The sequence below is a fragment of the Pseudomonas sp. R84 genome (genome assembly GCF_009834515.1).
Lineage (GTDB): Bacteria > Pseudomonadota > Gammaproteobacteria > Pseudomonadales > Pseudomonadaceae > Aquipseudomonas.
Genome location: NZ_CP019426.1, coordinates 4,821,859 through 4,835,790 on the forward strand (window position 1 = coordinate 4,821,859; position 13,932 = coordinate 4,835,790).

A 13,932-nucleotide genomic window follows, 5' to 3' on the forward strand; every position below is an offset into this window, starting at 1 on the left:
ACAGGATGAGCGTTAGCTCGGCTGCAGCTTTTGATCTGTAAGGCGACGTCGGAAGGCTGAGTGGAGGGATTGATCCGGGCGTGGGAGCGCAGCGACCGTTTGGCGCAGCCAAACACAGCGAGAGGAGGTGCAGCGAAGCAAACCGGAGGCGCTGCGCCCGGATCGATCCCGCAGCGAAGGAACCCCGAGCCCCAGCGAGCGGGCCGTACGTAGGAGCAAGCGTTTTTGGTTACTTTTGAGGCGTTTGTCAAAAGTGACCCGCCGTAAGGGCGGAACCGCCAGCCGCACCCCCCCCAGCAACGGATATACCCCCAAAAACCCCAAGAGCCTGGCCGGCCCAAAGGCCGCCAACCCCAAAGCGTCAAAGCCGAAAATGCCCAACCATCCCGCGCAACTCACTCCCCAACTGCGCCAGCTCAACACTCGAAGCCGCATTCCCACGCATCGCGATCGACGACTGATCCGCACTCGCACGAATACTCGTCACACTGCGATTGATCTCCTCCGCGACCGAACTCTGCTCCTCGGCCGCCGCCGCAATCTGCTGATTCATCTGCTGAATCAACGACACCGCTACCGCAATACTCCCCAGCGCACTCTCGGTCTGCAAAGCATCACTCACCGCCAGCTTCACCAACTCGCCGCTGCTCTGAATCTGCTGCACCGACGCGTGCGCCGCCGAGCGCAACGCACTCACCAGCCGCTCAATTTCCTCAGTCGATTGCTGCGTACGCCGAGCCAGTGCACGCACCTCATCGGCCACCACCGCAAAGCCCCTGCCCTGCTCACCGGCCCGTGCTGCCTCGATCGCAGCATTCAGCGCCAATAGATTGGTCTGTTCAGCGACACTCTTGATCACCCCCAGCACCGTGCCGATATTCTGGATTTCAGCACTGAGGCTTTCGATGCTGGAACTGGCCGACGTCGCCGAATCAGCCAACTGCTCGATGCGCGCCATGCTCTGGCGCACCACTTGCTGACCACTCTCGACCTTGTCATCTGCCGTCTGCGCGGCCAACGCAGCCTCTTCGGCATTGCGCGCGACGTCATGCACGGTGGCGGTCATCTGGTTCATCGCCGTGGCGACCTGCTCGGTTTCCTCCTTCTGGCTACTGACCTCAAGGTTGGTCTGCTCGGTGACCGCCGACAACGATTGCGCCGAACTGGCCAATTGTTCGATCCCAGCCTGCAAGCCGCTGACAATCGTACTCAGCCCCGCCCCCATCTGTTGCATCGCCAGCATCAACTGACCGATCTCGTCACGACGGGTCACTTCCACGGTCGCACTCAAGTCGCCGGCGGCAATCTGTTGCGCGACTTGAATCACGCTGCGCAATGGCGCCACGATCAATCGGGTAATCAACCACGCCGCGAGCAAGCCGACCAACAGCGCCAGCGCCGATGAACCAATGATCAGCAGCGAGTTTTCCTTCAGTTCCGCCTGCATCGCGCCGTCTTCAGCGACATAAGCCTGATTCACCCGCTCGACCACTTGGTCGGCACGCTGGTGCAATTGCTCGTAGACGGTTTTTTCCTGCGCGAGCAATCCGGTGTATTCGGCCAGCTTGTCGTTGAAACCTGCAATATGCCCGGACACTTCATTGAGCACGGTGAGGTAACCCTCGTCCTTGACCGTGGTCTTCAGCTCTTCGGCCTGAGCCTGGGCCTGTGCGGCCTGTTCGATATTGCCCTTGCCGGCACTGTCGGCATCGCCCTTGCGGCTTTGATCCAAACGAATCCGTGCTTCGTTCATCGCTTGCAGCATCAAGCGCGAAACCTGGCTGACCTGACTGGCCTGCTCGATGAATTGCACCCCGTCCTTGCCCTCGGTGTCCTTCAAGGTATATGCACCGTCGTCGGCAAGCCCGGCTTGCAATACGTCGAGATTGTTGGCCACACTGGACACCGACCAACTGGCCATTTCCAGTGCCAGATCCTTGGCTTGAGTCAACGACACAAATTCATCGAACGCCTTGCGATAGGCTCCCAGCGACTGCTGCACATCATTCATGACCGGCCCATTCGCCGCCGACTGCGCCTTGAGCTGATCAGCCAGCGCAACCAGTTCGTCGACGCCCTTACGTAACGCATCGGCCGTCTTCGGATCGCCTCGCAAGGCATATTCCTGCTCGAGCAGACGCACCTTGAGCAGGCCACTGTTGAGCGAGGACATCTGTTTCAGCCCGTCGAAACGCTGACTGATGGTTTGCAGGGACCAGACGCCAATGGCCGCCACCAGCGCAGTCAAGAGCAAAACCAGCACAAACCCGATACCCAGTTTTTTCGCCATACCGAGGTTGGCAAAACGTCCTTGCATGGCCGAAATCATTGCGCGTAGTCCCCCTGCCATTGTCAGTAGAGCGAAGAGTCGCAACGGCCACTCACCCGCACAAGTCTCTGGCGTCGGAATAATGGCAAAAAGCTACGCCCGCGTCGTTTTCAGAACACTTGAGGTCGATCCGAACCGGTGTGGCGGAAAAACTGCCGAGCGCGTGGATCGCATGCATAGGCAACGTTGATGCGCAGCCAGTCGCCCGACTCACCACTGGGACTGAACGCGTCAGGCGCTGACAGCAACACGCCGCAGCGTTGAGCGTGTCGACGCACTCGAACCTGATCGGTCATGCGCGAGCGCGCCCAAATGAAAAGCCCACCCGCAGGTTTGCCGAACACCTCCCAATCCGCGTCCTCGAGCGCCTGCAGCGCGGCGGCGCGATCGGCATTCAAACGTTGGCGCTGACGCTGCACCAGTTTGCGGTAAGCGCCACTGCCCATCAGACTGGCCAGCACCGCTTCGGAAAACCTCGACACCCCCAAACCACTGATCATCTTGACCTGCGCCAGACGCCTGACGACTTCGCTGTCGGCGCAGACGAACCCGACCCGCAACGAGCTGCTCAGCGTCTTTGAAAAGCTGCCCACGTAAATGACGCGCCCCTCATGGTCCTGCGCCGCCAGTCGTGTGCCGTTGTCCGTATGCAAGTCCGCATAGACGTCGTCTTCAATCACGCGCAAATCGTAAGTCTTGCTCAGTTGCAGGATGCGTTGCGCAACGCTCGGCGACAGGCAAGTGCCGGTAGGATTGTGATGATGGCTGTTGATGAACAATGCGCCGGGGCGAAACTGTTGCAGCACAGCCTCCAGCGCTTCGATATCCGGCCCGTTCGGGGTACGACGCACCTCGAGCATGTGCACGCCATGCAGACGCAGTAGATCAAACAGCGGCGCGTAACCGGGCGTTTCGACCACCACGCAGTCTCCAGACTTGAACAATGTACGCACGATCAGATCCAGCGCATGGCTGGCACCGCAGGTACTCAGCAACTGCGCTTTGCGTGCCTCGATATTGAGCAGCTTCAGGCGCTTGACGATCTGCTCGCGCAACGCTGGAAGCCCAAAGGGTGTGCTGTAGTTGAACAGACTGGCCATATCGGTGCGCGCCACCTCGCGCAGCGCATAGCTGAGGTCGTCAGGCTCGCGCCAGCTTTGCGGCAGACCACCTGCACCCAGCTTCAAACCACCAGCCGTCTCGCACACTGCATCGCACCAGGCATACCGCCCTCCGAATAGCGCCAGTTCATCCTCTGCGCCCAGTGTCGACGGCGAGGCGGCGACAATGAACCCAGTGCCTTGGCATGTGCTTAGAACGCCCTGCGATACCAGCCGCTCACAGGCCTCGACCACACACGACTGGCTGAGCAGATTACCCCGGGCGATTTGCCTCACGGAGGGCAAACGAGTGGCCGGCGGTACGTCATTTTGCAGGATCCACTCCGTCAGTCCGTCAACAATCTGCTGCACGACCGGCACCATTGCCTGTCGATCAATTCTCAATTCCATGAGCAAGCAAACTCCTGTCCGTTTTGCTGGCGGCAGTAAATCACAGCCGCGCCGGACAGGCTGTGCGACAACGCCGCCAAAAGCGACCGTTCTAACCGTTTGATACACATTGTTTAAGGGGCTTCACGGAACTGACCGTGATCCACAAAAAAGCCCGCAACGAATGCGGGCTGTTCTGATTGCGCTTTGCTCAGAATGCGGTGACGCCGCCATCCACTGCCAGAGAGTGGCCTGTGGTGAAGGCGGCACCGTCGCTGCACAGGTACAACACGGCACTGGCAATTTCCTCGACCTTGCCGATGCGACCCACCGGGTGCATCGCGTTGGCGAATTCGCCTTTCTTCGGGTCAGCCTCATAAGCGCGGCGGAACATGTCGGTATCGATCACCGCCGGACACACAGCGTTGACGCGGATTTTCTTCTTCGCGTACTCAATGGCTGCCGATTTGGTCAAGCCAATCACCGCATGCTTCGACGCCGCGTAAATGCTCATCTTCGGCGCCGCGCCCAGCCCCGCCACCGACGCAGTATTGACGATTGCCCCGCCCCCCTGCGCCAGCAACAAGGGCAGTTGATACTTCATGCACAGCCAGACGCCTTTGACGTTGACCCCCATGATCGCGTCGAACTCATCCATCGAGCCTTCAGCCAGTTTGCCTTTTTCGATTTCGATACCGGCATTATTGAAGGCGTAGTCCAGACGGCCGTAGGCATTGATCACCTCGTCCATCAGATTCTTCACTTCGCTTTCGACGGTCACGTTGCAACGCACGAAGGTCGCTTCGCCGCCAGCGGTACGAATCAGCGCGACGGTGCCCTCGCCCCCTGCTGCGTCCAGGTCGGCGACCACCACTTTCAGGCCTTCGGCGGCGAACGCCTGCGCGGTTGCACGGCCGATGCCGTTGGCCGCGCCAGTGACTACGGCAACCTGACCGGAAAACGTCATGCTCATTGTTATGTCCTCGAAGGGATAGCTGCAGGGAATTTGTAGCTTCGCAGCATAGTCATTGAGATCTGCCGCGCGTCAGCACTATCCAATGGCTGTTTATGCGCCCATGCATGGCAGTGATAAAACCGCGCTGGTGACTATCACTGCACTGGATCGGCGTGCATTCGCCGCGTCAGCCAACCTTGCGCCAATGCCGCCTAGGGTCTATCAACAAGGCTTCATTCCGTTCGAGTGCCTGCCATGACCAACCAGACCAATCGTCAGTTCCTGCTCGCCAAACGCCCGGTGGGTGCGGCCAACCGCGAGACCTTCACTTATCAGGAAGTACCGGTCGGAGAACCGGCGGCGGGCCAGATTCTGGTCAAGAACGAATACCTGTCCCTCGACCCGGCCATGCGTGGCTGGATGAACGAAGGCAAGTCCTACATCCCGCCGGTCGGTATCGGCGAAGTCATGCGTGCGCTGGGCGTGGGTAAAGTCATCGCGTCTAACAATCCGGGCTTCGCGGTCGGGGACTACGTCAACGGAGCCATTGGCGTGCAGGATTATTTCCTCGGTGAGCCAAGAGGTTTCTACAAGGTCGATCCGAAACTGGCACCGCTGCCGGTGTATTTGTCGGCACTGGGCATGACAGGCATGACCGCCTACTTCGCCCTGCTGGATGTCGGTGCACCGAAGGCCGGTGACACCGTGGTGTTGTCCGGCGCAGCCGGAGCGGTGGGCAGCATTGCCGGGCAGATCGCCAAGATCAAAGGTTGCCGTGTGGTCGGCATTGCCGGCGGCGCCGACAAGTGCAAATTCCTCATCGACGAATTGGGCTTTGACGGGGCCATCGACTACAAGTCCGAAGATGTCGTGGCAGGGCTTAAACGCGAATGTCCGAAAGGCGTGGACGTGTATTTCGACAACGTCGGCGGCGATATCCTCGATGCGGTGTTGAGCCGTTTGAACATGAAGGCGCGGGTGGTGATCTGCGGTGCGATCAGCCAGTACAACAAGGAAGCGGTCAAAGGCCCGGCCAACTACCTTTCGCTACTGGTCAATCGTGCGCGGATGGAAGGTTTTGTGGTGATGGATTACGCCGCGCAATACGCCAGCGCGGCGCAGGAAATGGCTGGCTGGATGGCCAAGGGGCAGCTCAAGAGCAAGGAAGATATCGTCGAAGGCCTGGAGACGTTCCCGGAGACGCTGATGAAATTGTTCAGCGGTGAGAACTTCGGCAAGTTGGTGTTGAAAGTTTAAGGCCACCACAAAACAAATGTAGGAGTGAGCCTGCTCGCGATAGCGGTGTGTCAGTCAACATTAACGTTGTTTGACACACCGCTATCGCGAGCAGGCTCACTCCTACAGGGTTTTGCAGTGTTTGCTTAGGCGATCTCGGCAACAACCGAAGCCAGCGCCTTGGCCGGATCCGCCGCCTGGCTGATCGGACGGCCGATCACCAGATAATCGGAACCGGCATCCAGCGCCTGACGCGGGGTCAGAATGCGGCGCTGATCGTCCTGCGCGCTGCCGGCCGGACGAATGCCCGGAGTCACCAGTTGCAGCGACGGATGTGCGGTTTTCAGTGCCGTGGCTTCCAGCGCCGAGCACACCAGACCGTCCATGCCAGCCTTCTCGGCCAGTGCCGCCAGACGCAGAACCTGCTCTTGCGGTTCGATATCCAGACCGATACCGGCGAGGTCTTCACGCTCCATGCTGGTCAGCACGGTCACGCCGATCAGCAGCGGTTGCGGGCCGCTGCGCTTGTCCAGCTCTTCCCGGCAAGCAACCATCATGCGCAGGCCACCAGAGCAATGCACGTTGACCATCCACACGCCCATCTCGGCAGCAGCTTTCACGGCCATCGCTGTGGTGTTGGGAATGTCATGGAATTTCAGGTCGAGGAATACTTCAAAACCCTTGTCACGCAGGGTGCCAACGATTTCTGCGGCGCAACTGGTGAACAGTTCCTTGCCCACTTTGACCCGGCACAGTTTCGGGTCCAACTGGTCGGCCAGCTTCAGTGCGGCGTCACGGGTGGGAAAATCCAGGGCGACGATGATAGGAGTCTGGCAGGCGGACATGAATGGGCTCTCAGGCAGGTCGAAATCGGCGCGCATTGTAGCGGAACCGGCGGCGGCGCGGCACCCGATGATCGGTAAATCGTCGCGCCGACCGTGATCAGCATAGCGCTCGCCGCTATTGTGTCGACTCCGATACACAACCGACATGCCAGCAACAAGCACCCGCGCTAGCCTCGCCAGCCGCAACACGTCCTTACATCAGCACTTCCCGCTTCACGGCCGGACGCCTATGCTGAAACCACAACCTCGCAGCCCATCTTTTGTGGTTGGCGGCCTACTGGCAGATGAACAGCCTCATGCACAACACCCAAATGACCGCGACGGATGAGCCTAAAGACGACAAGCGCTGGAGCATTCGTGCGCTGATCGTCGACGATGATGTGCCGATCCGCGAGCTGATGATCGATTACCTCGCCCGTTTCAATATCCACGCCAGCGGCGTGACCGACGGTGCGGCAATGCGTCTGGCGATGCAGGCCGAACATTTCGACGTTGTCGTGCTGGACCTGATGCTGCCCGGCGAGGACGGCTTGTCGTTGTGCCGTTGGCTGCGCGCCGAATCGGACATCCCGATCCTGATGCTCACCGCCCGCTGTGAGCCGACCGACCGTATCATCGGCCTGGAACTGGGCGCCGATGACTACATGGCCAAGCCGTTTGAACCGCGCGAACTGGTCGCACGCATACAGACCATTCTGCGTCGGGTGCGTGACGACCGTACCGAACAACGGGCGAACATCCGTTTCGACAACTGGCGCCTGAACAGCGTCCTGCGCCAGTTGATCGCCGACGATGGCTTGGTGGTGCCGCTGTCCAACGCCGAATTCCGCTTGCTGTGGGTGTTTATCGAACGTCCGCGCCGGGTGCTCAGCCGCGAACAATTGCTCGACGCGGCCCGGGGTCGCTCGATCGAAGCCTTCGACCGCAGCATCGATCTGCTGGTGTCGCGCCTGCGGCAGAAACTTGGTGACGATCCGAAAGCGCCACAGCTGATCAAAACCGTGCGCGGTGAGGGTTACCTGTTCGACGCACGAGACATCGGCTGATGCGGGCGCGCTTCGACACGCTGTTCGGGCGCCTGTTTGGTGTGCTGTTCGTGGCGATCGTCCTCGCGCACCTGCTGGCTTTCACCTGGTTCCGCCTCTACGGCCCGCCCCCGCCTCCGCCACCTCCGGAGTTCTCCCAGGGCGCCGACGGCCAACCGATGGCGCAGGACCCGCGCTACCCGCCACGGCCCCCGCGCCCATGGTTCGGTGGGCCGGTGGTGCCGCTGACCTTTCAGTTCATCACGCTGATGATCGCGGCGTGGTACGGCGCCAAACTGCTCAGTCGCCCGATCCAGCGCCTGAGCGATGCCGCCGAACGCCTCAGCGAAGACCTCGACAGCCCGCCGCTCGACGAGTCCGGCCCACGGGAAGCACGGCAAGCGGCGCACACCTTCAACCTGATGCAACGGCGCATTCGCGAACAGGTTCAACAGCGCGCGCGGATGCTCGGTGCCGTGTCCCACGACCTGCGCACACCGTTGTCACGCCTGAAACTGCGCCTGGAAAACATCAGCGATGAAAAGCTGCAAGGGCAGATGCGTCAGGATCTGGACGACATGATCGGCATGCTCGACGCCACCCTCACCTACCTGCACGAACAGCGCACCAGTGAAGCATTGCAGTTGATGGATGTGCAGGCGCTGGTCGAGTCACTGTGCGAAAACGCTCAGGACCAAGGCGCCGACGTGCAAGTCAGCGGCCATTGCGCACCGCTGCCGGTGCAGCCGATGGCGCTGCGTTCGTGCATCAACAACCTCATGGACAATGCCCTGCGTTATGCCGGTCAGGCACGCATCGAGTTGCAGGATCAGCGCGAGCAACTGCTGATCCGCGTGATCGACCACGGCCCGGGGATTGCCGAGGACAAGCGGGAAGCAGTGTTTGAGCCGTTTTATCGCCTGGAAGGTTCGCGCAATCGCAACTCCGGCGGCGTGGGTCTAGGCATGACCATTGCCCGAGAGGCGGCGCAGCGTCTGGGCGGACAGCTTAACCTCGAAGAAACCCCCGGCGGCGGCCTCACTGCCGTCATTCGCCTGCCCCGCCTCTGAGAACACCACCGCTCCCACAGGGTTCAGCGGTGTTCATTGCATCGTGTGTACCCACCGGTACAAACCCCACATACCCCCGACAACTTGCGCCCTGACGCTGCATAAGCCGGTACACCCACCGGTTTTCCAATCCAGGGAGTGAGTCCGATGATCGGTAGCGTCAGCAACTACACGAGCTATACCAGCACCAGCAGCACCTCCACGCAAAACGCGCGCAGCCAGCAACTGCAAAAAGAACTGTTTGCCAAACTCGACAGCAACGGCGACGGCGCAGTGGATCAGGACGAACTCGCCGCCAGCCTGACCCCACCCCCTCCGCCGCCACACATCAGCAGCGACGAACTGTTCAGCCAGCTCGATGCGGATGGCGATGGCAGCGTGATCGCGACAGAACTCAGCAGCGCACTGCAAACCAGCGACAGCGCGACTTCAACCACCAGCACTGACACCAGTGCCGCGCTGCTCAAGGTTCTCGATAGCGACAGCAGCGGCGGTGTCAGCAGCGACGAGCTGAAAGCGGCTTTACAGGCAGGGCGAGAACGGCCGGATGAAGAACAGACCGCTTCGACCCAGAGCACCACTGAAGCGCTGAACCGCATGATTGCCAATTTGAGCAAGCAGTACTCGCTGGAGAAGACGGCGTCGGTGGGCAAGTATTTAAATGTGGCGACTTGAGTCGACGCCATTATTGCCGCGGAAAATCAACAGCCCCTCACCCTAGCCCTCTCCCTCTGGGAGAGGGCTAGGGTGAGGTGTTTGGGCGAGATACGCCGACGTGAAATACCGAGTTGAACGAAAATCTTGAAAAGACCACAAATCGGCTCCCTCTCCCTCGGGAGAGGGCTGGGGTGAGGGGCAGCAACAACGCAAATCAAAAGCCGCCCCCCCCGCTCTTCACCACTCAATAGGCCGAGTGTCAGCTCGCCTGCTCTTGATCTTGATCTTGATCTTGATCCACGGGCGACGTCGGAAGGCTGAGTGGAGGGATTGATCCGGGCGTGGGAGCGCAGCGACCGTTTGGCGCAGCCAAACACAGCGAGAGGAGGTGCAGCGAAGCAAACCGTAGGCGCTGCGCCCGGATCGATCCCGAAGCGAAGGAACCCCGAGCCCCAGCGAGCGGGCCGCACGCAGGAGCAAGCCCTTTTGGTTACTTTTGGGGCGTTTGCCAAAAGTGACCCGCCGTAAGGGCGGAACCCTAAGCCGCCGTTACCGCAGCAACGGATATTCACCCAACCCCAAACCCAAACCTGCTACCGCCGTTCCTCAACCCGCCCCTGACTCTTGCTCCAATCCGTCAGCAAACTATAAGCCACCGCCAACAGCGTAGGCCCGATAAACAACCCGATAAACCCAAACGCAATCAACCCGCCAAACACCCCAAGCAACACAATCACCAACGGCAAATTCCCGCCGCGACTGATCAGATACGGCTTGAGCACGTTATCCACGCCACTGATGACAAATGTCCCCCAGATCCCGAGAAACACCGCCATCCCGTACTCACCCCTCCACGCCAGCCAGGCCGTCGCCGGCACCCACACCAACGGCGGCCCCATCGGAATCAGACTCAACAGAAAGGTCACGATCCCGAGCACCAACGCCCCCGGCACCCCGGCAATCAAAAACCCGATCAACGCCAGAACCGCCTGCGCCGCCGCCGTCCCGATCACCCCGTTGACCACCCGCTGCACCGTCCCCGCCACCAACTCGATGTAATACCCGGCACGATCACCAATCAAGCGCTCCAGCAGACTGTGCACAAATGCCGCCAGTCGCGGACCGTCACGATAGAAAAAGAACACAAAGACAATGCTCAGAGTCAGCTCGAGAATCCCGCCGCCGATCTGCGCACTGCGCGCCAGCAGCCAGTTACCGACCTGCCCCAGATAAGGTTTGATCGACACCATCAGTGCGGCGCCCTGCTGATCGATGCTGTTCCACAGCCCGACCAGTCGCTCGCCCACGAATGGCACAGTCACCAGCCACACCGGTGCCTCCGGCAGACCGTCGACCTGCACATCCTTGATGAACGCTGTGGCATCACGCACATGATCCCCCACGTTGAACCCCAACCAGACCAGCGGCGCGGCCACCAGCAACATCCAGCCCAGCGTCAGAATCGCCGCAGCCAGCGATTCACGACCATTGAGCCAGCGGGTCAACAGGCGCATCAGCGGCCAGCTGGCAAACGCCAGCACCGCGCCCCAGAACAGCGCCGACCAGAACGGCGCCATCACCCACAGACTGGCGCCAAATAACACCAGCAACAGGATCTGCACCAGCAGGCGATCGTTATTGAGCATTTAAGGTCTCGAAAAAGTCAGTCAGGCAAAGAGTAGGCGAACACGCCGCGCGTGCTCGCCCGAAACAGCTTAACGCAACAGATCGATGCGCAGGCCAGAGCCTTCGACACTGCCGGTTTCCATGCGTGCCGCCCGCACGCCCTGATTGATCAGCGCCTGACGCCAGGCTTCGGCCTTGGGCCCTGACACCGTCACGCGCAACGTCGTGTCGAGGTTAAGTCCACGGGAAATCAGCCGAAGCCAGGTGTCATCCGGCTCATTCACGCGATCCGGAAAATCCAGCTCACCGGTGCTTTTCAGTTGACGCAACAGGGTCGCCGAGGTCGGCAGCAGCTCACCCAGCGGTGCTACCGCCTCGAACTGTTCGACATGCAGATAGGCTTTGCGGTTGCCGCGGGTGATGCTGTAAAGCGCCACCAGCGTGTTGTCACGCGGTGCCGCCAGCCTCAACAGCAGATAGGCCTGTTGCTCGTCGGCGCCATACAGTTTGGCGCTACCGAACACCTCATTGGCCCACAGACTGCTTTCGCCGCAATCACGCGCCTGACACCAGAACAGCAATTCGGCGTCCTGCTTTTGCAAGGCTTCGCGGGCGGCGGTGAAGGCTTCGGTGGCGGAATGTTCGGGCGGTAGCTCGTAAGTGACAGAGGTCGTCTGGCCACGTGCGGTGACCTGACCGTCGAAACGCAGCTGGCCACTGATCTTGCGGATCGAGCCCAGCGGATAGATCCGCTCCAGTTCAACCGGAGGGCGATAGTCGACGATCTGTGCATCGGCCAGACGCGGCACGATCTGCAGATCCTGACTGCCCGGCACATCGGCGGCGAACGAAACGGTACTGAAACAGCACAGTGCCAACAGACTGAGTGACCGCATAGTCAGGCTCATCGGATCGGCATGACTGGGTAATTCGAGGTCGCAGCGGTGTAGAAATCCATCGTGGTTGTCTCCCATTTCAACCCGACCAGCCTCGACAGTTGCCCGCAGCAAGTCAAGGAATGGCGAAGAACCGATTGAAACAGTCTGCGACAAGGTTCGCTCCGGCCTCGTCATTCAGGTGCAAATGGTGCCCGCCCGCCAACTGTTCCCGGCTAAAGGGTAGACGCTCCAGCAACTCGGGATGTTTGGCCAGCATGCCGTCCGCCGCGACCACTAAATGCGCCGGGCAACTGACCCGCAGCGCGAAAGCCATCGCCTGTTCCTGGGTCAGGCGCAGCGGCGATGGCAGGGTCAAGCGATTGTCGGTGCGCCAGGTGTAACCGCCCGGCACCGGCATCAATCCGCGCTGAGCCAGCAGTTCAGCCGCCTCACGACTGACTGCGACCAGACCTTTCATGCGCGCTTCAATGGCGCGGTCGAGGGTGTTGTAGACCGGTTTGCGTTTCTCGCGCAGATCCAGTTGCGCTTGCAGAGCCATGCCCATACGTTCAGCGGCGTTTTCGCCTTTGTCTGTAGGAGGAATCACGCCGTCGATCAGCGCCAGATGGCTGATGCGTTCCGGTAACGAACCCGCCAACACCATCGAGACAATGGCGCCCATCGAATGCCCGAGCAGGCCGAACCGCTTCCAGCCCAATTGCTCGGCGACTTGCAGCACGTCATGGGCGTAGTCCCACAGTGCATACCCGGCGCCGTTTGGTCGATGCCCTGAATGCCCGTGCCCGGCCATGTCCAAAGCAATGATGCGCAAGCCTTTGAGCTTTGGCGCCAAACGGGCAAAGCTGTTGGCGTTATCCAGCCAGCCGTGCAGGGCGATTACCGGCACACCGTCCTCGGGCCCGAACAAATGCGCGGCCAGTTCGATATGCGGCAGGCTCAGGCGCACTTCTTCGAAAGTCGGGCTCATGCGCAATCCTTGTCCTGACGGTTTTGCCAACGGATAAACAGATTCTTCAACAACCGTGCGGTGTCCTGCGGGCGCTCAAGCGGGAACATGTGCCCGCCGGGCATGCTCAATGCCTCACCCTGGGCCAAACGCGAAACGAAACGGGTGTGATGACGCATGACCACACGACTCGTATGCCCGCGCACCACCGCCAGCGGCACTTGCAATTGACCGGTGCGGCCAGGGCTGGTGTGCGGCACGCCGCGATAGATACTGATCTCGGTGGCCGGATCGAAACGCAGCCGCAGTTTGTCGCCGACCCGATGCAAACCGTGTTGCAGGTAGGCGTCGAAGCATTCCGGATCGAAACCGCGAAACAGTGTTTTGCCAGCAAAGTAGCTGCGCGCACTGTCGAGATCGGCGAATTCTTCACGCCGGCCGAGGGTGCGGCCGGCCGGGGTCAGCTTGTCGATAAAACCAAAACGCTTGGCGGCACGGATCACCCACTGATCGGTGCGGGTCAGCACGGGCGAATCAAGCATCACCACGCCGCGATACAGCTCCGGGCAACGCAAAGCTGCATGCAGGTGCAGCACGCCGCCGAAAGAATGGCCGACGCCCCACACCGGTTGATCCTGCTGCTGCAAATGGTGGATCAGCTCATCAACCAGGTTGTACCAGTTGTCGTCCGCCGGAAAACGCGGGTCATGGGCATGCTGCTCCAGATGCGCAACCCGGTACTCGGGCGCCAGCGCCGCGAACAACTTGCCATAGGTACCCGAAGGGAAGCCGTTGGCGTGGGTGAAAAAGATCGGTTGCGACATGCTGGCAAATCCATGAGCGGGAAACGTGGC

General features: G+C 60.7%; 13 protein-coding genes. 5 read left to right on the forward strand and 8 right to left on the reverse strand.

The window, feature by feature from the left end; genetic code table 11:
* Window positions 1-361: 361 nt before the first annotated feature.
* The 3 genes from PspR84_RS21320 to PspR84_RS21330 form a co-directional block, all read right to left on the reverse strand.
* On the reverse strand, window positions 362-2,329 hold the full coding sequence (locus PspR84_RS21320; protein WP_160059034.1) for a methyl-accepting chemotaxis protein: 1,968 nt from the start codon (window positions 2,327-2,329) through the stop codon (window positions 362-364).
* 110 nt (window positions 2,330-2,439) lie between these two features.
* Window positions 2,440-3,840 carry a PLP-dependent aminotransferase family protein gene (locus PspR84_RS21325; RefSeq protein ID WP_160059035.1) on the reverse strand — a complete coding sequence of 467 codons (1,401 nt, stop codon included), beginning with the start codon at window positions 3,838-3,840 and terminating at the stop codon, window positions 2,440-2,442.
* Between the two features lie 190 nt (window positions 3,841-4,030).
* Window positions 4,031-4,792, reverse strand: a complete 762-nt coding sequence (locus tag PspR84_RS21330) for an SDR family oxidoreductase (protein ID WP_160059036.1) — start codon at window positions 4,790-4,792, stop codon at window positions 4,031-4,033.
* 85 nt (window positions 4,793-4,877) lie between these two features.
* On the opposite strand from PspR84_RS21330, the gene PspR84_RS21335 reads away from it, so the two are divergent.
* Both PspR84_RS21335 and PspR84_RS21340 read left to right on the forward strand, forming a co-directional pair.
* Window positions 4,878-5,033 (forward strand): hypothetical protein, encoded by a 156-nt coding sequence (locus tag PspR84_RS21335; protein ID WP_160059037.1) that lies wholly within the window; start codon window positions 4,878-4,880, stop codon window positions 5,031-5,033.
* On the forward strand, window positions 5,030-6,031 hold the full coding sequence (locus tag PspR84_RS21340; RefSeq protein ID WP_160059038.1) for an NADP-dependent oxidoreductase: 1,002 nt from the start codon (window positions 5,030-5,032) through the stop codon (window positions 6,029-6,031). Before PspR84_RS21335 ends, PspR84_RS21340 begins: the two co-directional genes overlap by 4 nt.
* 125 nt (window positions 6,032-6,156) lie before the next feature.
* Here PspR84_RS21340 and pyrF read toward each other — a convergent pair whose 3' ends face one another.
* Window positions 6,157-6,855, reverse strand: coding sequence for an orotidine-5'-phosphate decarboxylase (gene pyrF, locus PspR84_RS21345; protein ID WP_174244475.1), 699 nt, complete (start codon window positions 6,853-6,855; stop codon window positions 6,157-6,159).
* Window positions 6,856-7,139: 284 nt separating this feature from the next.
* On the opposite strand from pyrF, the gene PspR84_RS21350 reads away from it, so the two are divergent.
* The 3 genes from PspR84_RS21350 (at window position 7,140) to PspR84_RS21360 (ending at window position 9,625) form a co-directional block, all read left to right on the forward strand.
* Entirely contained in the window at window positions 7,140-7,901 is a 762-nt protein-coding gene (locus PspR84_RS21350; protein ID WP_160059040.1) for a response regulator, read from the forward strand.
* Window positions 7,901-8,950: an ATP-binding protein gene (locus PspR84_RS21355; RefSeq protein ID WP_160059041.1), complete on the forward strand. Its 1,050-nt coding sequence runs from the start codon at window positions 7,901-7,903 to the stop codon at window positions 8,948-8,950. The genes PspR84_RS21350 and PspR84_RS21355 overlap by 1 nt, the downstream gene beginning before the upstream one ends.
* Window positions 8,951-9,097: 147 nt before the next feature.
* A complete protein-coding gene (locus PspR84_RS21360; RefSeq protein WP_160059042.1) occupies window positions 9,098-9,625 on the forward strand; it encodes an EF-hand domain-containing protein in 528 nt (175 codons plus the stop codon).
* A gap of 575 nt (window positions 9,626-10,200) precedes the next feature.
* On the opposite strand, the gene PspR84_RS21365 is transcribed toward PspR84_RS21360, so the two are convergent.
* The 4 genes from PspR84_RS21365 to PspR84_RS21380 all read right to left on the reverse strand — a co-directional run bounded on the left by PspR84_RS21365 (window position 10,201) and on the right by PspR84_RS21380 (window position 13,902).
* Entirely contained in the window at window positions 10,201-11,253 is a 1,053-nt protein-coding gene (locus PspR84_RS21365; RefSeq protein WP_160059043.1) for an AI-2E family transporter, read from the reverse strand.
* A 69-nt stretch (window positions 11,254-11,322) separates the two neighbouring features.
* Window positions 11,323-12,129 carry a DUF4892 domain-containing protein gene (locus PspR84_RS21370; RefSeq protein WP_160059044.1) on the reverse strand — a complete coding sequence of 269 codons (807 nt, stop codon included), beginning with the start codon at window positions 12,127-12,129 and terminating at the stop codon, window positions 11,323-11,325.
* A 115-nt stretch (window positions 12,130-12,244) separates the two neighbouring features.
* Window positions 12,245-13,099, reverse strand: a complete 855-nt coding sequence (locus PspR84_RS21375) for an alpha/beta hydrolase (protein WP_160059045.1) — start codon at window positions 13,097-13,099, stop codon at window positions 12,245-12,247.
* A complete protein-coding gene (locus tag PspR84_RS21380) occupies window positions 13,096-13,902 on the reverse strand; it encodes an alpha/beta hydrolase (protein WP_160059046.1) in 807 nt (268 codons plus the stop codon). The genes PspR84_RS21375 and PspR84_RS21380 overlap by 4 nt, the downstream gene beginning before the upstream one ends.
* Between the last annotated feature and the right edge of the window lie 30 nt (window positions 13,903-13,932).